Source organism: Pseudomonas sp. F-14 TE3482 (genome assembly GCF_053629455.1).
The window spans coordinates 5,039,638-5,061,967 of sequence record NZ_JBRJII010000001.1; the positions used below are offsets into that span (position 1 = coordinate 5,039,638).

The following is a 22,330-nucleotide window of genomic DNA, read 5'->3' on the forward strand; positions in this document are numbered from 1 at the left end:
AGGAGCATTGCGATGAGTACCGACGATAAACGCATCCGCGAATTTGCCTATCAAATCTGGGAATCCGAAGGAAAACCCGAGGGCCAGGAAGAGCGCCATTGGGAGATGGCCCGCAAACTGGCCGACGCTGAAGCCCAAGCCAAAGCGCTGGCGCCCGGCAAGTCATCGAAAACGACTGGCAGCAAAAGCCTCGGCGCCAAGTCCTCGACCGGCAAGCCCGACGGCAAGCTCAATGCCAAAGGCGTCGACCCCAAAACCAAGGCCAAAGCCAAACCCTCTGCTTCGACAGTGACCCCGCTTGGCGAAAAAAACGTCGAGAAAAAGCCACGCGCTGCGCGCAAACCGCCAACGACCTGACGCGTTTATCGCCTTGCCTCGCTTGATTTGTGGCGTGTCTCTCGCCACCGAGGGCGCGCTCGCCCTCGAAAAAAACCAGAGCCACGGTTCATCGCAGTCGAGTACCGTCACCCCATGCAGGAGCAACTATGAGCAGTCCAAAGAAAACCGCGCCCGAACCTCGTGCCGAGGCTTCGCGAATCCGTGAAGGCTTGCCCTTCCCGCTAGGCGCGACCTGGGATGGCCTGGGGGTCAATTTCGCGCTGTTTTCGGCTAACGCGACCAAGGTCGAACTGTGCATCTTCGACGATTCCGGCGAGGTGGAACTCGAGCGTATCGAGTTACCGGAATACACCGACGAGATCTACCACGGCTACTTGCCTGATGCCCACCCGGGGTTGATCTACGGCTATCGCGTGTACGGTCCTTACGACCCGGCCAATGGTCATCGTTTCAACCCCAACAAGCTGCTGATCGATCCCTACGCCAAGCAATTGGTCGGTCGATTGAAATGGTCCGAAGCGTTGTTCGGCTACACCATCGGCCACCCTGACGCCGACCTCAGTTTCGATGAGCGGGACAGCGCGCCCTTCGTGCCCAAATGCAAAGTGATCGACCCGGCTCACACCTGGGGTCATGACCATCGCGTCAGCGTGCCGTGGGACAAAACGATCATTTATGAAACACACGTACGCGGCTTCAGCATGCGTCACCCCTCCGTCCCCGAAAACCTGCGTGGCACCTTCGCCGGGTTGATGGTCGATGACGTGCTCGAACACATCCGCAAGCTCGGCGTGTCGACCGTGGAATTGCTGCCGATTCATGCCTTCGTCAATGACCAGCATCTGCTGCACAAAGGCATGACCAACTACTGGGGTTACAACAGCATCGCATTCTTTGCCCCGGACCCGCGCTACCTGGCCAGCGGCAAGATCGCCGAGTTCAAGGAGATGGTCGCGCACCTGCACGAGGCCAATCTGGAAGTGATCCTCGACGTGGTCTACAACCACACCGCCGAGGGCAACGAACAAGGCCCGACCCTGTCGATGCGCGGCATCGACAACGCCTCTTACTACCGCTTGATGCCTGACGACAAGCGCTACTACATCAACGATTCCGGGACCGGCAACACCCTGGACCTGAGTCACCCGTGCGTGCTGCAAATGGTCACCGACTCCCTGCGTTACTGGGCCACGGAAATGCATGTGGACGGTTTCCGTTTCGACCTGGCGACCATCCTCGGCCGTTACCACGACGGTTTCGACGAGCGTCACAGCTTTCTCGTGGCCTGCCGCCAGGACCCGGTGCTGCGCCAGGTGAAGATGATCGCAGAAGCCTGGGATTGCGGCCCCGGGGGCTATCAAGTCGGGAACTTTCCGCCGGGTTGGGTTGAGTGGAATGACAAATTCCGCGACACCGTGCGCGCGTTCTGGAAAGGCGACGACGGCCAACTGGCGGACTTCGCCAGTCGCATGACCGCCTCCGGCGAGATGTTCAATCAGCGTGGCCGGCGGCCGTATGCCTCGGTGAACTTCGTCACCGCCCACGACGGTTTCACCCTGAACGACCTGGTGTCGTACAACGACAAACACAATGAAGCCAACGACGAGAATAATCAGGACGGCAGCAACAACAACCTGTCCTGGAACCACGGAGTCGAAGGCCCCACCGACGATCCCGAGATCAATGAGCTGCGCCAGCGGCAAATGCGCAACTTCTTCGCCACGTTGCTGCTGTCCCAGGGCACGCCAATGCTGGTGGCTGGCGATGAATTCGCTCGCACCCAGAACGGTAATAACAATGCCTATTGCCAGGACAGCGAGATCGGTTGGGTCAATTGGGACCTGAGCGAAGACGGCAAGGCCTTGCTCAAGTTCGTCAAACGCCTGATCAAATTGCGCCTGGCCTATCCGATCCTGCGTCGCGGGCGCTTCCTGGTGGGCAACTACAACGAAGACATCGGCGTCAAGGACGTGACCTGGCTGGCCCCGGACGGCAGCGAAATGTCCATCGAACAATGGGAAGAAGGCCACGGTCGTTGCCTGGGTATGTTGCTCGATGGCCGCGCCCAGGAAACCGGCATTCGCCGCAAGGGCGGCGACGCGACCCTGCTGCTGGTGGTTAACGCCCACCATGACATCGTCAACTTCCTGCTCCCGGAAGTGCCCGACGGCGGTTTCTGGACCTGCATGATCGACACTAATCAACCCTCGATTCGTGGCCAGGAACGCTTCGAGTTCGGTCACGAATATTCAGTCACCGGCCGCTCGCTGCTGCTGTTCGAATTGCAGCGCGAAGAAGAAGAGTAACCCCCCCTGTGGGAGCGAGGCTTGCCCGCGAAGGCGGTGTATCAAGCAACAATGATGTCGACTGACACACCGTGTTCGCGAGCAAGCTTCGCTCCTACAGGCAATACCCCCGCCCGAATGGATGGCCGGTACAGTTTCTCCGAGTATTTGCGACATCTGACACAGCCCGGATTAAAAAAACCGTATCCGACCAAAGACTGAGGCGACGAATAGCGATCCATGAGCAATACTCTGCCCGCAGCAATCCAGGGTTCGGAGCGCTGCATATTGCTATCTACCCCGCCTTCACGGGTCTGCCAGGCTTGCACCCTCGCAAGCATTGCGCACGACTGAGGGCCAGACAGAACAAGGACGTAGCGCCTATGAAAACGGTTTCCATCAGCGAAAGTGGTCTGCCCGTGCAGATCTGGAACAGCGCCCAGCAACTGGACAACATCCCTGTCATCAATACCGAAACCCTGGTCCCGGCCGGCGCTCGCGCAGTGGTGATCGCGCCGCATCCTGGCGATGAAGTGGTGACCTGCGGCGGCCTCCTGCAACAGCTGTGCGCCCTTGGCCATCCTCTGCAATTGATCTCGATCACCGACGGTAGCTACAGTCATTTTGGTTCGCGACAGTGGTCACAGAAACGCCTGAGCGTATTCCGCCCCCAGGAAAGCGTCGAAGCCTTGCGCCGGCTCGGAGTGCCGATGCACAGCCTGAAGTGGATTCGCGCCGGCTTCACCGACAGCGGGCTGGCCGAACGGGAGTCTGAACTGACCCAATTCATCGTTCGCTACCTGCGCCCCGGCGATGTGGTGTTCACCACTTGGCGCGAAGACGGCAACCTCGACCACAACGCCGTCGGCCGCGCCAGCGCCAGGGCCGCAGCGCTGGTCGGTGCGACGCTCAACGAAATACCGGTTTGGGCCTGGCACTGGCCGACACGTGAGCATGGGCTGATCCCCTGGCATCGCGCGCGCAAGGTACGCCTCGACACCTGGACCGTCGCGCGTAAAAGCCATGCCACCTACGCCTACGCCAGCCAACTCGACGGTGAGCCGATGATCGGCGCCTCCCCGTCAGTGCCCCAGGTGCTTCTGGAGCGCATGCGTTTGCCGTATGAAATTGTGTTTGTCTAAGTCATTCGAGGAATGTTTTGGCGAGAGCGCCTTTGTGGCGAGGGAGCTTGCTCCCGCTGGGGCGCGAAGCGGCCCCAAAAGCTTTGCGACTGCTTCGCAGCCGAACGGGAGCAAGCTCCCTCGCCACAAAAGCCTCGCCACAGTCGCCTGCTCCCACATTGGATTGGCGTCGCTCAAACTGAACTGCACGCCCATGCACCAGTCGCATGCATACATCAGCCTGATTCAGAGGAGTGAACGTGACCAGCGATGCCGAACGACAAGCCGTCGAATCAATACCACCGAACACGCCTGCGGCGGTTCATCGACTCAGAGTGCTGACGGTCAACACCCATAAAGGCTTCACTGCCCTCAACCGGCGTTTCATCCTCCCGGAGTTGCGTGAAGCGGTACGCAGCACGTCGGCAGACCTGGTGTTTCTGCAGGAAGTGGTCGGTGAGCACGACCGGCATTCTTCCCGCTACAACGACTGGCCACAGACCTCGCAATACGAGTTCCTGGCCGACAGCATGTGGAGCGATTTCGCTTACGGTCGCAACGCGGTCTACCCCGACGGCCACCACGGCAATGCCCTGCTGTCGAAATACCCGATCCGCGAATTTCGCAACCTCGACGTCTCGATCACCGGCCCCGAGCGGCGCGGGTTGTTGCATTGCGTACTGGATGTGCCAGGGCATGCCGAAGTACATGCCATTTGCGTGCACCTGAGCCTGTTGGAAAGCCATCGACAACTGCAGCTGCAGTTGCTCTGCCTGTTGCTCGAATCGTTGCCCGATAACGCCCCGGTGATTATTGCCGGCGACTTCAACGACTGGCAGTTGCAAGGCAATGCCGCCCTCGCCCGGCGCGACTACCTGCATGAAGCCTTCGAACGCCATCATGGCCGACCGGCGAAAACTTACCCGGCACGTTTTCCCCTCCTGCGCCTGGACCGGATCTACCTGCGTAATGCCAGCAGTCATGAACCGCGAATACTTGGCCACAAACCCTGGACGCATCTGTCGGACCATTTGCCGCTGGCGGTGGAAGTGCGCCTGTAACACCGTCAAATGACAGTCGCCAAGGATGCCACCGCTGACAGAAAAAATGACAGCAATGGCGCGCCGACGCCGTTTGTTTATCCTGCACTGGATCAGCCGCCGAACAACCGATAGCCCCCTACCAAACGCGTCTGGCCCGCGCCTTTCTGGATGATTTTTCGCACAAACAACAACTTATATACGCGCCAAAAATCAGTCACTTACAACACCTAAAATAGCCATACCGCTTATCGGCCACTTTCTTGACGCAGCGTCAGCAGTCTTCTTAGCTAGTGCTTACTACCCCCGGAAATCCATCAGGGGCAAGCCACCAGACTCCTGTAAAAAAAGGCGGGTCTGACCCTGCCCCAATCCATTCGGTCGCCCCTCATTCGGGGTAGGAGAGACGCCAAAGCGAGATACGCATGCCATTGCAAGGTAGACCTCCATGAAAACTTCATTCACCCCACAAGAGATCAAAATCACTTTTTGCACCGTCACGAGTTCACTCCTGCTGTGCTCATCCATGGAGGTGCAGGCCTCGTCTGCCGAGGATGAACCAACGCTTTGGTATAACCAGGCACTGCCGACCCTTACCTTGCCCACCGGCTCCGCCACGTATCCCGGCCATTCACGTGCCAATCCAGACTTACAAAGCTCACGCCTGACGGTCGAAGACGCCGCGCCTTCGGCTTGGGACCACGTCTATGGAAAGACCTCGCGGCAGGCCCAAACCGACTATCTGGCCCAAGGCTCTTCCATCCCTGGCGCCAGCGAATTCAAAAGCCCGGCGCTGCTGACCGTCCAAAGCAACAGCGGCCATACCCAGCGGGTCGGACTGATCGGCGGCACCACCCAATTCCAGGGCAATGACAACGGTCTGCTGACCAGTCGCGCCCTCGCCGACCCCGGTCATGACACGCTCAACCTTCAAGGCCAGAGTCTCGGCGCCTACTGGAGCCTGACCGGCCCACAAGGCTGGCACGTAGACTTGAGCGCCAGCGGCGGCCGGGTCAACGGCTACAGCCGCAATGACCAGGGCGCGCGACAAGCCGCCGAAGGCAGCGCGGTGACGCTGTCGGTGGAAGGTGGTTTCCCGATTGGCCTGGGTAATAACTGGGTGATCGAACCCCAGGCGCAGTTGATCAATCAACGCATTACGCTGGATACGCCCTATGCCGGCTCCGGCAACGGCTCCTCCAGCGACATGTCGTCCTGGAGCGGTCGGGTCGGTGCACGCTTGAAAGGCAGTTACGATATCAACGGCCTGCCGGTCGAACCCTATGTGCGAACCAACGTGTGGCACACGGTATACACCGGTAATACCGTGAGCCTGGATCAGGTCGACAAAATCAGCAGCAGCCGCAAATCCTCAACGGTGGATGTGGGTTTGGGGCTGGTCGCCAGAGTGACGCCTTTGGTCAGCCTGTACGTCAGCGCCGATTACAGCAGCGATGTGGATGACAATGATTTGAACGGGTTGATTGGCAGTTTGGGGGTGCGGATGCGGTGGTGAAGCCTGGCCGATGATCGTTCCCACGCTCCGCATGGGAATGCCTCAATGGACGCTTTGCGTCCGCTCTTGGGACGCGGAGCGTCCCGGCTGCATTCCCACGCAGAGCGTGGGAACGATCAGGACGCGATTTTAGATCAACCCTCCGGCCGCAAAATCAACACCCCCAACGGCGGCAAATTCAACTCCAGTGAGAGGGCCTGGCCATGGCTCGGTTCTTCGTCGGTGAACACCCCGCCGCCATTGCCGTAATTGGACCCGGCATAGGTGTCGGCATCGCTGTTGATCAACTCGACCCAGCGCCCGGCAAACGGAACGCCTACACGGTAGGACTGACGCGGCACCGGGGTAAAGTTGGCCACCACCAATACCGGCCTGCCCTCCTTGCTCCAGCGCAGCCAGGCGTAAACGCTGTTGACCGCATCGTCGCCGATCAACCACTGGAAGCCTTGCGGGGCATCGTCCTGATCGTGCAGCGCCGGTTCTTCGCGATACAACCGATTCAGGTCACCGACCAGTTTGCGCACCCCCTGGTGTTCCGGGTATTGCAGTAAATACCAGTCCAGTTGCTGATCGTGATTCCACTCACGCCATTGGCCGAATTCGCAGCCCATGAACAACAATTTCTTGCCGGGATGCGTCCACATGAAACTCAGATAAGCCCGCAAATTGGCAAACTTCTGCCAGCGATCCCCCGGCATCTTGTCGATCAGCGAATGCTTGCCATGCACCACTTCATCGTGAGAAATCGGCAGGATGAAGCGTTCGGACCAGGCATACACCAGGCCGAAACTCAGCTCATTGTGATGATGGGCGCGGTACACCGGATCCTGCTGAATGTAATGCAGCGAGTCGTGCATCCAGCCCATGTTCCACTTATAGGCAAAACCCAGCCCACCCTGTTGCGTGCTCTGGCTGACACCCGGCCACGCCGTGGATTCTTCGGCAATCACCAGCGCCCCCGGTGCTTCCAGGGCCACCACATCGTTGAGATGGCGGACGAAATCAATGGCCTCCAGATTCTCCCGACCGCCGTGACGGTTGGGCACCCACTCGCCGGCCTTGCGCGAGTAATCGCGATACAGCATCGACGCCACTGCGTCCACGCGCAGGCCATCGACGTGGAAATGCTTGAGCCAGTGCAGCGCCGAGGCCAGCATGTAGCCGTGCACCTCGGTGCGGCCCAGGTTGTAGATCAGCGTGTCCCAGTCCTGGTGAAAACCTTCCTGCGGGTTGCCGTACTCGTACAACGCCGTGCCGTCGAACTGCGCCAGCCCGTGGGTATCGGTGGGGAAATGCGCCGGCACCCAATCGAGGATCACGCCAATCTCGGCCTGGTGACAGGCATTGACGAACGCGGCGAAGTCATCCGGCGTGCCGTAACGGGCGCTCGGGGCGAATTGCGACAGCAGTTGATAACCCCAGGAACCACCGAACGGATGCTCCATGATCGGCATCAGTTCGATGTGGGTGAAACCCAGCTCCTTTACATAAGGAATCAGCCGCTCGGCCAACTCGGGCCAGGTGTACTGACGGGCGACCTCGCCCAGATCATCCAGCTCGCATTGCCAGGAACCGGCGTGCAACTCGTAAATCGACAGCGGTGCGCTGGTTCGCTGACGTTCGCCCCGCGACTGCATCCAGTCGTGGTCCTTCCAGTCGATTTTCAGCGGCGCGGCGACTTTCGATGCGGTGTCCGGTGGCAAAGCGGTGGCCAGGGCCATCGGGTCGGCCTTGAGCGGCAGAATGCCGTGGGCGCCGAGAATTTCGTATTTGTAGGCTTCCCCCGCTTGCAGGCGCGGAATGAACAACTCCCAGACACCGGAAGGATGGCGCAGACGCATCGGATGACGACGACCGTCCCAGACGTTGAAATCACCAACCACCGAGACCCTTTTGGCATTCGGCGCCCATACGGCGAAGCGCACACCCTCCACGCCATCGACCGTCTTCAGTTGCGCGCCGAGGCAACTGCTCAAGTCCCGGTGATTACCCTCGGCGAACAGGTACAAATCCATCTCGCCGAGTAACGGGCCAAAGCTGTAAGGATCCTCGGCGAGTTGCTCGCCACCGGCCCAACGGGTTCGCAACAGATAGGGTCGGGCCCGCTCGAAGTGCCCGACGAACAGCCCCGGGGTTTGGGTGGTCTCAAGGCTGCCGAGCTCTTCCCCGGATTCCTTGTCCACCACCTGCACACTCAAGGCGTCCGGTAGATAGGCGCGAATGAATTGCCCGCCAGCGCCATCGCCGTGCGGGCCGAGAATTGCGAAGGGATCCCGATGCTCAGCGCGTACCAACGCATCGATATCCCGTGCCCTGGGCAGCAGCGCCTGTTCCACGTGCCCCTGTTCCTTGTTCGAGATACTCATGACTACTCTCCACCAAGATCGGAAAAGGGTTTGAGCCCACTCAATAACCCGTACAGACCGTGCAACGGCACGGGCAGCCAGGTGGGGCGATTTTCAGCCTCATAGGCCACTTCATAAGCCGCCTTCTCCAGACCGAACAACGCCAGCGCGGCGTCCTCGCCTTCAGGATCTTGCCATGCATGAGCAAGACTAGCTGCCGCCAGCCGATAAGCGTCGACAAATGCTTGCCGCGCCTCTTTCAGATAACGATCGGCGACCCGTTGACGCGCCGCTTGGGCGTCGGCAGTGTTATCGACGTTGTGCACGTTGATCGTCATCGCCGCCGCATAATCGAAGGAGCGCAACACGCCGCTGACATCTTTATAAGGGCTGTGTTTGCCTCGGCGCTCATGCAGCGGCCGCGCCGGTTCGCCCTCGAAATCGATCAGGTAGGCATCGCCCTTGATCACCAGCACCTGCCCCAGGTGCAAGTCGCCATGGACGCGAATACGTAACCCGCCAGCAGCCTTTTTACCCAGTTCCTGGACATGGCTGAGGATGGCTTTTTTGTTGTCCAGCAAACGATTGACCAATGCCTGATCCGCGGTGTTCAGTTCAGTTTGATGCTGCTTGAGCAGCTTCAGGGCATGCTCCAGTTGCGCCGCCACGTCCTTGGCCGAGGCCAGGGCATCTTTCTGGGTGGTGATCTGTGGGGCGAAGTCCGGGTTAGCGCTCGGGGCCGCCAACACCTGATGCATTTCCCCCAGGCGCTGGCCGAGCATGCCGGCAAAATCCTTCAGCTCGCCGAGGGCGTTGTAGTGCTGCTCCTGCTCCGACACGGCATCAGCGAGTTCGTCGCGAAGTGCCCGTTCGAGGTTGTTCTGGGTCCACTCCCACGCGTCGCCCTGATTGCTCAAGTAGCCTTGGGCGATCATCAACAGCGTGTCCTCGCCCGCTGCATCGCGACGAATCACCGCGCCCAGCAACGGCGAAATATTCTGGAAACCGGCATGGGTCAGGTACGCGCTCATTTCCAGTTCCGGGTGCACGCCTGACGCGACCTTGCGAATCAATTTCAGCACCAGGCTGCTGCCGATCACCACCGAACTGTTGGACTGCTCGGCGGACAGGTACCGCACCTCCGACTCGGCCGTCAGGCCAAGCCTGGTCAGTTCGTCGGTCGGCTCGAAACAGATCTCGCCACCGTCTGACGGCAACACCATGCCGGCCTGCATGCTCTGCAACACGGCATGAACAAAGCTGTCGAGGCTGAAGGCATCGGTGATCAAGCCGACCTGACGACCGCGCCGGACCCGGGCCAGTGCCAATTGCTGCGGCAACGCCGCGCCGACCTGTTCCTCGGAGATAAAACCGAATGGCAACTGGTAACGGCTGGTCTGACCGCCGCTGGTGACGTCGATCTCACCCAGCAGCACGGGATGCTGTGGGTCGCCGAAACGCACGCCGTAAGCGAGGTTGACGTTATCGATGATGCCGTCCTTGCCGGCGTACCAGCGGCGGTTCTGCAACCAGCTCGGCAGAATGCCCTGCTCCAGGGTGTGGCGGGATGGCGCTTCGAGCAGCTCTTCCATGCGTTTCTTCAGCACCAGGGTGGTGAAGTCCGGCAGGCTTTGCGCCGGCTCCACGTGCCAGCTCGGCATTTGGTTTTCCGCCGCCAGCCCGAACCAATAGAAGCCATAAGGCGCCAGCGTCAGCAGGAAATTCAACTGGCCGATGGGCGGGAACGCATTGCCGCCGAGCATCTCCACCGGAACCATGCCGACATAAGCCGACAGATCCAGCTCCGCCGCCTGCGCGCTGCGGGACACGTTGGCCACGCACAGAATAATCTCGTGCTTACCGTCCGGGCCGGTGAATTCGCGGGTATATGCCAGAATCCGTCGATTGCTCGGTGAGAGCATCTTCAGCGTCCCACGACCGAAGGCCTTGGACTGCTTGCGCACCGCGAGCAGACGCCGGTTCCAGTTCAATAACGAATGAGGGTCACCGGCCTGGGTTTCGACGTTGACCGACAGGTAGCCATAGAGCGGGTCCATGATCGGCGGCAACACCAGACTGGCCGGGTCGGCGCGGGAGAAACCGCCATTACGGTCGATCGACCATTGCATCGGCGTGCGCACACCGTCGCGGTCGCCGAGGTAGATGTTATCGCCCATGCCGATTTCATCGCCGTAATACAGGGTCGGCGTGCCGGGCATCGACAGCAGCAGGCTGTTAAGCAGCTCCACGCGACGACGATCACGTTCCATCAACGGCGCCAGACGCCGGCGAATCCCCAGATTGATCCGCGCCCGACGGTCGGCGGCGTAGTAATTCCACAGGTAATCGCGCTCCCGGTCGGTGACCATTTCCAGGGTCAGCTCATCGTGGTTGCGCAGGAAAATCGCCCACTGGCAGTTGGCGGGAATTTCCGGGGTCTGGCGCAGAATGTCGGTGATCGGGAAACGATCTTCCTGAGCCAGCGCCATGTACATGCGCGGCATCAGCGGGAAGTGAAAGGCCATGTGGCATTCGTCGCCGTTCTGGCCGTCGGCAGAGGTGTTGCCAAAGTACAACTGAGTGTCTTCCGGCCACTGATTGGCCTCGGCCAGCAGCATGCGATCGGGGTAATTGGCGTCGATCTCGGCGCGGATCTGCTTGAGGACATCGTGGGTCTCGGGCAGGTTTTCGTTGTTGGTGCCGTCGCGCTCGATCAGGTACGGGATCGCGTCCAGCCGCAGACCGTCGATGCCCATGTCGAGCCAGTAACGCATCACCGACAGCACCGCTTTCATCACTTGCGGGTTGTCGAAGTTCAGGTCCGGCTGGTGGGAATAGAAACGGTGCCAGAAGTACTGACCGGCCACCGGGTCCCACGTCCAGTTGGACTTTTCGGTGTCGAGAAAGATGATGCGGGTGCCATCGTATTTTTGATCGTTATCAGACCAGACATAGAAGTCGCGGGCCGCCGAACCGGGCTTGGCCTTGCGCGCGCGCTGGAACCACGCGTGCTGGTCCGAGGTGTGGTTGATGACCAGTTCGGTAATCACCCGCAGGCCGCGTTTATGGGCCTCGGCAATGAAGCGCTTGGCATCGGCCATGGTGCCGTAGTCAGGATGCACGCCACGGTATTCGGCGATGTCATAGCCATCGTCGCGTCGTGGCGAGGGGTAGAACGGCAACAGCCAGATGGTGTTGACACCCAGATCGGCAATGTAATCGAGTTTGGCGATAAGGCCGGGAAAGTCGCCGATCCCGTCATTGTTGGAGTCGAAAAAAGACTTAACGTGAACCTGGTAGATCACCGCATCCTTGTACCAGAGCGGGTCCTTGATAAAGGTGGCTGACCTGGGTTTCTTCGCCATTTGTAACTCCTGTTCAATTCAATAAAGCCACTAAGGCGAAACACTCTGCTGCCGAGGGCGGCTCTTTGTGGCGAGGGAGCTTGCTCCCGCTGGGTTGCGCAGCAACCCCATTGCAGTTCATCAGTTGCACCGTATTCACCGGGTTTGCGACTGCTTCGCAGCCGAGCGGGAGCAAGCTCCCTCGCCACAGGAAGCGCGGTGTATTCAAAAGGCGGATATCCTCCAAATCCCGAACGGCAGATGCCACGGTTCGATCCGCATGAACTGGTACTTGCCGTGCCAGGTCCAGCGGTGGCCGTTCATCAAGTCTTCGCCCTGAGTGACGGCATCATCGGGCAGGCCCATTTCCCACAGCGGCAATTCGAAGTTTGCCTCCTGGGCGTGATGCGGATCGAGGCTGACCGCCACCAGAATGAAATTGCTGCCGTCGACGCTGCGTTTGCCGAAGTACAAAATATTGTCGTTCCACGCGTTGTAGACCTTCAGGCCCAAGTGCGTGTGCAGCGCCGGGTTCTGCCGGCGGATGCGGTTAAGCTGGGCGATTTCGGCAATGATGTTGCCCGGCGCATTGAAGTCTCGTGGGCGGATTTCGTACTTCTCGGAATTGAGGTATTCCTCCCGGCCCGGTACCGGTGCCGCTTCACATAGCTCAAACCCCGAATACATGCCCCACAGCCCGGAACCCATGGTCGCCAGCGCGGCACGGATGAGAAAACCGGCGCGCCCGGATTCATGCAGGAACGCCGGGTTGATGTCCGGCGTGTTGACGAAAAAATTCGGCCGGTAGCATTCACGCCACGGCGACTCATTGAGTTCGGTGAAATAGGTCGCCAGCTCGGTCTTGGTGTTGCGCCAGGTGAAATAGGTGTAGCTCTGGGAGTAACCGACCTTGCCCAAACGCGCCATCATCGCCGGGGTGGTAAAGGCTTCGGCCAGGAAGATCACCTCGGGGTACAGCGCCCGCACATCGGCGATCATCCACTGCCAGAATGGCAACGGTTTGGTGTGAGGGTTATCCACGCGAAACAGCTTCACGCCCTCCTCGACCCAACCCACCACAATGTCACGCAACTCGATCCACAGGCCGGGAATCGCGTCCACGGCATAGAAATCGACGTTGACGATGTCCTGGTATTTCTTCGGCGGGTTCTCGGCGTATTTGATCGTGCCGTCCGGCCGCCAGTTGAACCAGCCCGGATGCTGTTTGAGCCACGGGTGGTCCTGGGAACACTGAATCGCAAAGTCGAGGGCGACTTCCAGCCCGTGCTCGGCGGCGGCCGCGACGAGCCGGCGAAAATCTTCGCGAGTACCCAGTTCCGAGTGAATCGCCTCATGCCCACCCTCTTCGCTGCCAATAGCGTAGGGGCTACCCGGGTCGTCCGGGCCGGCGATCAACGAATTGTTCGGGCCTTTGCGGTAGCTGCGGCCGATCGGGTGGATCGGCGTGAAATACAGCACGTCGAAGCCCATGTCCTGGATCATCGCCAGCCGCGAATGCACGTCGTTGAAAGTGCCATGACGAGCCGGATCATCGGTGATCGAGCGCGGAAACAATTCATACCAGCTGGCGAACTGCGCAAGCGTGCGCTCCACGTCCACCGGGTATTCAGGGCTCAGGCTCAGGAAGGGACGATGGTCAGCCTGGGCCATCAAGTCCGCGCTGCGTTGGTGCAGAAACAAGGCGACCTGCTCGGTTTCGAGCAGACCGGACAGCTTATGGTGTAACGCCGCCAGTTGTTCACTGAGCGGGCCTTCAGAGCGTTCGGCGGCCTGTTGGACATGGGTGCGCCCTTCCTGCAACTCCAGGCTGACCGAGACGCCGGCGTCGTGCTTTTTTTTCAGCTCATAACAAAAGCTGGCGAACTGATCGATCCAGGCTTCGAGGCAGAACACATAACGCCCCTGCTTGTTGACACGAAACTGGCCCTGCCAGCCGTTATTGCCCAGCTCGGCCATCACCTCGCTCTGCCAGTCTTCGTCGCCATCGGCACGCCAGCGGATGCGCACGGCCAGTTTGTCGTGACCGTCGGCAAACACTTTGCTGGTCACCACCACGTCCTGATCAATCACGGCTTTAACGGCGAATTGCCCGCCATCGAGGGTCGGCATGGTGTTTTCGATCACGATCCGCGGTAGCAGTAACGCCTGCGACAGCGGTATATGCGGGTTGTAGCTCAACTCTGTGGGTTTCTCAGCGGTCATCGAGCATCTCTCCTTAACGCCCCAAGGACGCTCTTGTGCCTGGTCGTCGTTCACACGAAGCGGTCTGCCCCGACATGAACTCACTTAAGTTCCGAACAGCAGGCGTCGGTAAAAGTTCAGAGGGATTTGCCAAGTCTTTCGGGGAATCAAATTCCCTGTGTACGGGTCAACCAACTTAAGCACGACTCACGCCATCTGCCACTGGAGACTGTATCGATGAGTATTCCAATCCCGGCCGAGACACCCGATCCGAACATTGATGAGCCGACGGTACCGCCGATACAGCCAACACCGCCGACCGAACCCGCCCCCGTCCCTGAACAGGAACCGCCAGGCACTCACCCACCACCGCGCGAAGAGCCACCGACTGTGCAGCCACCGGAAATCGTCACCCCTGAGTGATCAGTCGCGCGGGGGGCGTTCCTTTTCCAGCTGGCGCACCACGACCGGCATCACACCGAGAATCACCAACGCCAGCAACGTACTGAGCACCGCCGTCGCCTCGCGGCCCATTCCGGCCGAAACACCAATGGCCGCCGTCATCCACAAACCGGCGGCGGTGGTCAGGCCTTTGACATGACCCTCGTCGCCATCGGTGTTTTTCAGGATAGTCCCGGCACCGAGAAAGCCGATGCCGGCGATCACGCCCTGCACCACCCGGCTCATGGCGTCGGCCTGGGATCCTGACATCTGCGGCACCAGCACAAACAATGCCGCACCGAGCGCCACCAGCATGTGGGTGCGAACCCCGGCGGCCTTGCCCTTCTGTTCACGTTCGAAACCGAGAATGCCGCCCAGCACGGCGGCCATCAGCAATCGCACCGTAATGCGCGTCAGTTGCGAAGCATCGCCGATGTCGGCGAACTCCGCTTGCAACGTCACCCAAACCTCGTGCCACCAGGCATCCATGGCGCACTCCTTGTGATGATGTAATGACTCGATAGAGGATGGACCGCCCCACCATTAATCGGTTGCACAGAACGATGACCGGCAGATGCGCCCTAACACTTCAGAATCCGCCGAAAAAGGACGCCTCCATGACCGTGCGCATCGAAAACCAGACCTGCTTCTTCATCACCCAAAACGGCGAAGAAATCCGTCTTTGCCCCGACGTGACCATCATCACCGACGGGGAAAAATCCATGTCGGCGGTCGACCTCAACGGCCAGCGCATCTACATCACCGAAGCAGAAGCCGATGCATTGACCGTAGCAGGCGCAGTGGACAGTCGCCGACATTTGAAGGCCACGGACAGTGATTCGGTGATTTGACTGACCCGCATCAACACACACCACAAACAACTGGCACAGGTGTTTGTGGCCAACCATTGCGGGTGCATCAAGTTGTCGCAGGCGGGTGCGGACAACCCATCTGATCCGCTTTTTATTGCTTTAGCTGAGTCTGTTATGCAAACAGATCGCTGGTCATAGTGCTCAGGCCTGATGGAGGCTGATGAGCGAAAGACCATGAGCGATAGAATCCCCGTCCGAACCGTTGAAAATGCCTCATTTTTAAAAAGCAATGAGCCATTGCGTCCAAAGATAAAGGCCAAATCCAGCGACAACCTGATCCATACCCGCAGCTTCACGGGTGTGTTCCGCACCCTGCGCATGAGTGGCGCGGGGGTTCTGTTTCTGCTGTTCTTCGGTACGGTGTGGCTGAACTGGGGCGGCCGTCAGGCAGTGCTCTGGGACCTTTCCGAAAGCAAATTCCACATCTTCGGCGCGACCTTCTGGCCACAGGATTTCATCCTGCTTTCGGCGCTGCTGATCATCGCTGCGTTCGGCCTGTTTGCGATCACCGTGTTCGCCGGCAGGGTCTGGTGCGGTTACACCTGCCCGCAGAGTTCATGGACCTGGATCTTCATGTGGTGCGAGAAAATCACCGAAGGCGAGCGCAACCAGCGAATCAAGCTGCAAGCCGCCCCCTGGGGCCTGAACAAACTGATCCGCCGCTCGGCCAAACACACCCTGTGGCTGGCGATCAGCCTGCTCACCGGCCTGACCTTCGTCGGCTACTTCACGCCGATCCGTCCGCTGGCCGAAGAATTGCTGACCTTGCAAATCGGCGGTGTCAGCCTGTTCTGGGTGCTGTTCTTTACCGGGGCTACTTACATCAATGCCGGTTGGTTGCGCGAAGCAGTGTGCATGCACATGTGCCCGTATGCGCGGTTCCAGAGCGTGATGTTCGACAAGGACACCCTGACCATTTCCTACGACGTGGCCCGCGGCGAAAACCGTGGCCCGCGTAAACGTGACGTCAAACCCACCGAGGTCGGGCTGGGTGATTGCATCGATTGCCAGCTGTGCGTGCAGGTCTGCCCGACCGGCATCGACATTCGCGATGGTTTGCAGATGGAATGTATCGGTTGCGCCGCGTGCATCGACGCCTGCGATTCGATCATGGACAAAATGGGCTACGCCCGTGGGCTGATCAGCTACACCTCGGAGCATGAACTGCAGGGCGGAAAAACCCACCTTTTGAGGCCGCGACTGATCGGTTATACCGCCGTGCTACTGGTAATGATCGGCGCCCTCGCCCTGGCGCTGGTGGAACGGCCGATGGTGTCGCTGGACGTGAGCAAGGACCGTGGCCTGTTCCGCGAGAACAGTGAAGGCCAGATCGAAAACATCTACAGCTTGAAGGTCATCAACAAGACCCAGCAACGTCAGGATTATCGATTGACGCTGGTCGATGGCGATGGCTTCCAGCTGCAAGGCAAGACTGAACTGAGCCTGGCACCGGGCGAGATTGTGGATGTGCCGGTGTCGGTGGCGATGACCACGGAACGGCCGAGCAGCAGCTCGCAGACGATCAGTTTCAAGATTGTCGACAGTGATGAGCCTGAGATTCATAGCGTGGCGAAGAGCCGGTTTGTTGCGCCGATGAACCGTTGAGCCATTAAGATGCAATCCTTTGTCAGATGCAGTCCTTTGTCAGATGCGATCCTCTGTGGCGAGGGAGCTTGCTCCCGCTCGGCTGCGTAGCAGTCGTAAATTTTTGGGGGCGCTACGCACCCCAGCGGGAGCAAGCTCCCTCGCCACAAAAGGGCACCACATGAATAACTTCAACCGGGCACTCGATGAAACGCTACGAAAAATTCGCCGACGACATCGCTGAACTGATCCGCTCCGGCGTCCTCGGTCCCGGCCAGCGGGTGCCGTCGGTGCGCTACGCCAGCCAGACTTACGGGGTCAGCCCGTCCACGGTGTTCCAGGCCTATTACCTGCTTGAGCGCCGTGGCCTGATCCGCGCCCGGCCGCGCTCCGGCTACTTCGTCAATACCCATGCACCGAGCCCGTTTTCGGAGCCGGTGATCAGCAGCCAGGTCAACGAGTCCACCGAAGTCGACGTCAGCGAACTGGTGTTCTCGGTGCTGGACTCGATCAAGGACCCGAACACCGTGCCCTTCGGCTCGGCGTTTCCCAGCCCCACGCTGTTTCCGCTGCAACGCCTGTCTCGCTCACTGACCAGTGCCGCCCGGGAGATGGACCCGCGCATGGTGGTCACCGACATGTCGCCGGGTAACCCGCAACTGCGTCGACAAATCGCCCTGCGCTACATGGTCGGCGGGCTGATGCTGCCCATGGAAGAGTTGCTGATCACCAACGGCGCCCTCGAAGCCTTGAACCTGTGCCTGCAAGCGGTCACCGAACCCGGCGATCTAGTGGCCATCGAAGCCCCGGCGTTCTACGCCAGCCTGCAAGTGCTGGAACGGCTGAAGCTCAAAGCAGTGGAAATTCCCGTGCACCCGCGCGACGGCATCGACCTCGGCGTGCTGGCCCAGACGCTGGAACGGCATCCGATCAAAGCCTGCTGGTGCATGACCAGTTTCCAAAACCCCATGGGCGCGACCATGCCCGAGGCGAAGAAGCAGGAACTCGTGGAGTTATTGCGCAGTCACCAGGTTCCGCTGATCGAGGACGACGTCTACGCCGAGCTCTACTATGGGCAACAGGCGCCAAAACCGGCCAAGGCTTTCGATACTGAGGGTCTGGTGATGCACTGCGGTTCGTTCGCCAAGAGCCTGGCCCCCGGTTATCGCATCGGCTGGGTCGCGGCCGGGCGATATGCGCAAAAGATCGAGCGCCTGAAACTGATGACCTCACTCTGCGCCTCGATGCCCGCCCAGGCCGCCATCGCCGACTACCTGCAACACGGCGGCTACGACCGGCACCTGCGCAAACTGCGCTACGCCCTGGAAGAACAGCAAAGCGCCATGCTCGCCGCCATCGCCCGCTACTTCCCGGCCCAGACGCGCGTCAGTCAGCCGGCGGGAGGGTACTTTCTGTGGCTGGAACTGCCGGCGCAGATGGATTCGTTGAAGTTGTTTCAGATGGCGCTGGCGCAAGGGATCAGCATCGCCCCGGGACCGATCTTTTCACCGACCCAGCGGTTCAGGAATTGTATTCGGCTGAATTACGGGAGCCCGTGGACTGAGGATTCAGAGAAGGCGATGGAGACGTTGGGGCGGATTGTGCGGTCGTTCTGAAAGTTCGATGTTGCCGCCCCCGGCCTCATCGCGGGCAAGCCGCGCTCCCACAGGATCTGCGTCGTTCACAAGCTTTTTGACCAACACAGTTCATTGTGGGAGCGTGGCTTGCCCGCGAAGAGGCCAGCCGGGACAACACAAATTCGGAAATTAACGCCCACCACCCAGATCGACGAAAGTCCCGGTCGCATAAGAAGCCTTATCCGACAACAACCACACAATCGCCTCCGCCACTTCATCCGGCCGCCCACCCCGGGCCATCGGGATTGCCGACTCCAGCTTGCTGACCCGGTCCGGGTCGCCGCTCAATGCATGGAAATCGGTGTAGATGTAACCCGGCCGCACGGCGTTGACGCGAATACCCTCGCCCGCCACTTCCTTGGACAGACCGATGGTGAAGGTGTCCAGCGCGCCTTTGGACGCGGCGTAGTCGACATATTCGCTGGGGGCGCCCAAGCGGGCAGCGACCGACGACACATTGACGATGCTGCCGCCCTGCCCGCCATGTTTGGGTGACATGCGCAGGATCGCGTGTTTGGCGCAGAGGATCGGCGCCAGGACGTTGGTCTTGAGGATTTTCAGAATACGGAATTCGGACATTTCGTCGATCCGCGACTTTTGCCCGACAGTGCCGGCGTTGTTCACCAGCGCCGTGACCCGACCGAGTTCGGTGTCTACACGGTGGAACAGGCCGATCACCTCGTCTTCGATGCTGACATCGGCGCGTACCGCAATGGCTTGGGCGCCGAGTGCGCGGACTTGTTCCAGCACACTGTGCGCCGCCTGTTCGTCGGACTGATAGTTGATACAGATCCGATAGCCCTGCTCTGCGGCCAACAGGGCCGTGGCGGCGCCAATTCCGCGGCTGCCGCCGGTGATGACGATGACTTTGTCCATGCTGGCATTCCCCCGTTTCAAGCGTAAGCAGTCGGGGCCAAGAATAACCGCCATTGCGCGGTTTTGCATGAACCTGCGTCAATGGCTGCACTGATGGCAATCTGAAGTGAACCTATTCCTGTGGCTGAAGATGCTTCTGTGGCGAGGGAGCTTGCTCCCGCTGGGGCGCGCAGCGGCCCCCTCATTTTTTCAGACCCACCAGGCCGACTGGTTTTGCGACTGCTTCGCAGCCGAGCGGGAGCAAGCTCCCTCGCCACAGGTCTGCCCCCAATAAGCTGCCCGGTTTCAGCCAGCCGCCAATTGCTCCCCTCGGTGAATATCGGCCATGAAGCGATCGGCCGGCAGCGGATGCCCCAGCAGGTAACCCTGCAACGAGTCGCAGCCCAACTGGGTCAGGAAGTCTTGCTGGACACCGGTTTCAACCCCTTCGGCGACAATCCGCAAGCCCAAGGCCTGGCCGAGGGCGACGATGGCCGAGACGATGGCCGCGTCGTCGCTGTCGTGTTCCAGATCGCGGACGAAACCCCGGTCGATCTTCAGTTCATTGGCCGGCAGGCGCTTGAGGTACATCAAGCTCGAATAGCCGGTACCAAAGTCATCGATAGACAGGTCGACGCCCATCTCCGAGAGTTCCTGCAGCACCGTCATGCTCGCGTCGGCATCGCTCATCGCGGTGGTTTCGGTGATTTCCAGGGTCAGGCTGTTGGCCGGAAGATGATGAGTGGCCAGGGCCTTGGCGACGCTCTGGACCAACCCGGCGTGGCAGAACTGCAAGGCCGAGAGGTTCACCGCGATGCGCCAGTCGGTGTAACCGAGCACGTACCACTCGCGCATCTGACGGCAGGCTTCATTGAGCACCCACTCGCCGATCGGAATGATCAGCCCGGTCTTCTCCGCAAGATCGATGAAGCTGTCCGGCTGAAGCATGCCCTGGGTCGGGTGTTCCCAGCGCAGCAACGCCTCGGCACCCACCGGTCGGCCATGGCCGGCGTCGAACTTGGGCTGGTAATAGAGGCTGAATTGCTGCTGATCCAGGGCGTTGCGCAAGTCCTGAAGCAATTGCAGCTGTTTGCGCGCGTTGCTGTTCATCGAGGCGTCGAAGAAGCTGTGGCCATTTTTCCCGGCGCCCTTGGCGTGGTACATCGCCGCGTCGGCGTTCATCAGCAACTCTTCGGCGGTCTGACCGTTGCCCGGATAGAGCGCGATGCCGACGCTGGCGGAAATCTGCAAGTCATGTTCCGCGACACGGAACGAGCGCGCGATCAGCCCCACCTGTCGCGCCGCCAGGTTCAGCGCGTCATTGGGCTCGGCGAGTTGCACCAGCAACACAAACTCATCGCCGCCGATCCGCGCCAGAGTGTCCTGGCTACGCAAATCTTCACGCAAGCGCAGGCCGACCTCACGCAGCAACTGGTCGCCCATGTGGTGCCCAAAAGCATCGTTGACCGGTTTGAAACCATCCAGATCAATGAACATCAACGCAAAACAGCCACCCTGCTCCTGCACCCTCGACATCGCCTGATCGATACGGTCGGCCAGCAACACACGGTTTGGCAGCCCGGTCAGGGTGTCGTGCAGCGCCAATTGGGTGAGTTCGCGATTGGCCTCGGTCAGCGAGTGAGCCAGATCCGCAGTGCGAGCCTCCAGGCGTGCATCGAGGATCGAGGTCAGCAAGGCAATGCTCAATACGGCAAGGGTGGTGATCAGAACAAGATTGTCCAGGCCTTCGCCGTTCAGGCCATCGGCCGCCGCGCCACAGAAACTGCCGTCGGCAAAGCGTGCCGCGGCCATGCCGGTGTAGTGCATGCCGACGATGGCGATGCCCATGATCACCGCAGCACCGCCGCGGATCAGGCGAACATAAGGCGCCTGGCGACGCAGGCGGAAAGCGATCCACAATGCCGCGCCCGACGCGACGACGGCGATCAGCAATGAGGCGCTAAACAGTGCAGGGTCGTAATCAATACCCGGCTGCATGCGCATGGCGGCCATGCCGGTGTAATGCATCGCACTGATGCCAGCGCCCATCACCAGCGCACCGAACGCCAGTTGCCAGGCCGGCAGTTGTGGCTGGCTGACCAGCCACAGAGCAAAACCGCAGGACAGGACCGCAATCAATAGGGACAGCGCCGTAAGGGAAACGTCATAGCCCAGGTCGATCGGCAATGTGAATGCGAGCATGCCGATGAAATGCATCGACCACACGCCAACCCCCATTGCAAAAGCGCCGCCCGCCGTCCACAGATGCACCGCCCGGCCTGTCGCCGTGGCGATGCGACCGGTGAGGTCGAGCGCGGTATAAGAGGCAAGTATCGCCACACAAAGCGATATGAAAACCAGCGTAAGGGAATAACTACCAATGAGCATGGGACTTCTCGCGACCGCCCCCGCTGTGCTGTGTTCATTCTCGGGGAGCAAAGTCGGCGATTGTACTGATTCCGCGGACGAACGCACTCACAAAGTCATCAAAAGGCCATCAAGGTGATGAAACGTTTATGTGGTCGTTGCTCACGACTCGATGGCCAACAAATCATTGTGGCGAGGGAGCTTGCTCCCGCTCGGCTGCGTAGCAGTCGCAAACCGGAGATGCGTTTTGTCTGAACGTACGCGTCAGCACTTTTGGGACGGCTTCGCCGTCCAGCGGGAGCAAGCTCCCTCGCCACAACAGCCCTCACCACAAAAGCGCTCGCCACTGCTTCCCTCATCACAGCAAGCCCCCTCACCACAG

At 60.2% G+C, this 22,330-nt stretch carries 15 protein-coding genes; 9 read left to right on the forward strand and 6 right to left on the reverse strand.

From position 1 onward, the window contains the following. Nucleotides 1-12 precede the first annotated feature (12 nt). From AB7M26_RS22670 to AB7M26_RS22690, 5 genes are all read left to right on the forward strand, one after another. On the forward strand, nucleotides 13-357 hold the full coding sequence (locus AB7M26_RS22670) for a DUF2934 domain-containing protein (RefSeq protein WP_123496839.1): 345 nt from the start codon (nucleotides 13-15) through the stop codon (nucleotides 355-357). 128 nt (nucleotides 358-485) lie between these two features. Next, nucleotides 486-2,645, forward strand: coding sequence for a glycogen debranching protein GlgX (glgX, locus tag AB7M26_RS22675; RefSeq protein WP_123496841.1), 2,160 nt, complete (start codon nucleotides 486-488; stop codon nucleotides 2,643-2,645). A 362-nt stretch (nucleotides 2,646-3,007) separates the two neighbouring features. Beyond that, the gene (locus AB7M26_RS22680; protein ID WP_123496843.1) at nucleotides 3,008-3,766 is read left to right on the forward strand and encodes a PIG-L deacetylase family protein; all 759 of its coding nucleotides are present in this window, start codon (nucleotides 3,008-3,010) and stop codon (nucleotides 3,764-3,766) included. Nucleotides 3,767-4,005: 239 nt separating this feature from the next. Beyond that, nucleotides 4,006-4,806: an endonuclease/exonuclease/phosphatase family protein gene (locus AB7M26_RS22685; protein ID WP_123496847.1), complete on the forward strand. Its 801-nt coding sequence runs from the start codon at nucleotides 4,006-4,008 to the stop codon at nucleotides 4,804-4,806. Nucleotides 4,807-5,233: 427 nt separating this feature from the next. Beyond that, nucleotides 5,234-6,301 (forward strand): autotransporter domain-containing protein, encoded by a 1,068-nt coding sequence (locus tag AB7M26_RS22690; RefSeq protein WP_123496849.1) that lies wholly within the window; start codon nucleotides 5,234-5,236, stop codon nucleotides 6,299-6,301. Nucleotides 6,302-6,435: 134 nt separating this feature from the next. Here AB7M26_RS22690 and glgB read toward each other — a convergent pair whose 3' ends face one another. The 3 genes from glgB to AB7M26_RS22705 all read right to left on the reverse strand — a co-directional run bounded on the left by glgB (nucleotide 6,436) and on the right by AB7M26_RS22705 (nucleotide 14,213). Further along, nucleotides 6,436-8,667: a 1,4-alpha-glucan branching protein GlgB gene (gene glgB, locus AB7M26_RS22695; RefSeq protein WP_123496854.1), complete on the reverse strand. Its 2,232-nt coding sequence runs from the start codon at nucleotides 8,665-8,667 to the stop codon at nucleotides 6,436-6,438. A gap of 2 nt (nucleotides 8,668-8,669) precedes the next feature. After that, a complete protein-coding gene (gene treS / locus AB7M26_RS22700; RefSeq protein WP_123496856.1) occupies nucleotides 8,670-12,011 on the reverse strand; it encodes a maltose alpha-D-glucosyltransferase in 3,342 nt (1,113 codons plus the stop codon). 204 nt (nucleotides 12,012-12,215) lie between these two features. Beyond that, on the reverse strand, nucleotides 12,216-14,213 hold the full coding sequence (locus AB7M26_RS22705) for an alpha-1,4-glucan--maltose-1-phosphate maltosyltransferase (RefSeq protein WP_123496860.1): 1,998 nt from the start codon (nucleotides 14,211-14,213) through the stop codon (nucleotides 12,216-12,218). 216 nt (nucleotides 14,214-14,429) lie between these two features. Between AB7M26_RS22705 and AB7M26_RS22710 the strand changes: the two genes are divergently transcribed. Further along, entirely contained in the window at nucleotides 14,430-14,615 is a 186-nt protein-coding gene (locus tag AB7M26_RS22710; RefSeq protein WP_123496862.1) for a hypothetical protein, read from the forward strand. Here the strand turns inward: AB7M26_RS22710 and AB7M26_RS22715 are convergent, their stop codons facing one another. Next, nucleotides 14,616-15,122 carry an MgtC/SapB family protein gene (locus AB7M26_RS22715; protein WP_123496864.1) on the reverse strand — a complete coding sequence of 169 codons (507 nt, stop codon included), beginning with the start codon at nucleotides 15,120-15,122 and terminating at the stop codon, nucleotides 14,616-14,618. Between the two features lie 128 nt (nucleotides 15,123-15,250). Between AB7M26_RS22715 and AB7M26_RS22720 the strand changes: the two genes are divergently transcribed. The 3 genes from AB7M26_RS22720 (at nucleotide 15,251) to mapR (ending at nucleotide 18,705) form a co-directional block, all read left to right on the forward strand. Continuing rightward, entirely contained in the window at nucleotides 15,251-15,484 is a 234-nt protein-coding gene (locus tag AB7M26_RS22720) for a DUF3203 family protein (RefSeq protein WP_429386318.1), read from the forward strand. A gap of 195 nt (nucleotides 15,485-15,679) precedes the next feature. Further along, complete coding sequence (ccoG, locus tag AB7M26_RS22725; protein WP_123496868.1) at nucleotides 15,680-17,110, forward strand: cytochrome c oxidase accessory protein CcoG; 1,431 nt, start codon at nucleotides 15,680-15,682, stop codon at nucleotides 17,108-17,110. Between the two features lie 185 nt (nucleotides 17,111-17,295). After that, nucleotides 17,296-18,705: a GntR family transcriptional regulator MpaR gene (gene mapR, locus AB7M26_RS22730; protein ID WP_123496872.1), complete on the forward strand. Its 1,410-nt coding sequence runs from the start codon at nucleotides 17,296-17,298 to the stop codon at nucleotides 18,703-18,705. Nucleotides 18,706-18,855: 150 nt separating this feature from the next. Here mapR and AB7M26_RS22735 read toward each other — a convergent pair whose 3' ends face one another. Then, nucleotides 18,856-19,602, reverse strand: a complete 747-nt coding sequence (locus AB7M26_RS22735) for an SDR family oxidoreductase (RefSeq protein ID WP_008069154.1) — start codon at nucleotides 19,600-19,602, stop codon at nucleotides 18,856-18,858. A gap of 285 nt (nucleotides 19,603-19,887) precedes the next feature. After that, nucleotides 19,888-21,969, reverse strand: coding sequence for a putative bifunctional diguanylate cyclase/phosphodiesterase (locus AB7M26_RS22740; RefSeq protein WP_123496874.1), 2,082 nt, complete (start codon nucleotides 21,967-21,969; stop codon nucleotides 19,888-19,890). Nucleotides 21,970-22,330 lie beyond the last annotated feature (361 nt).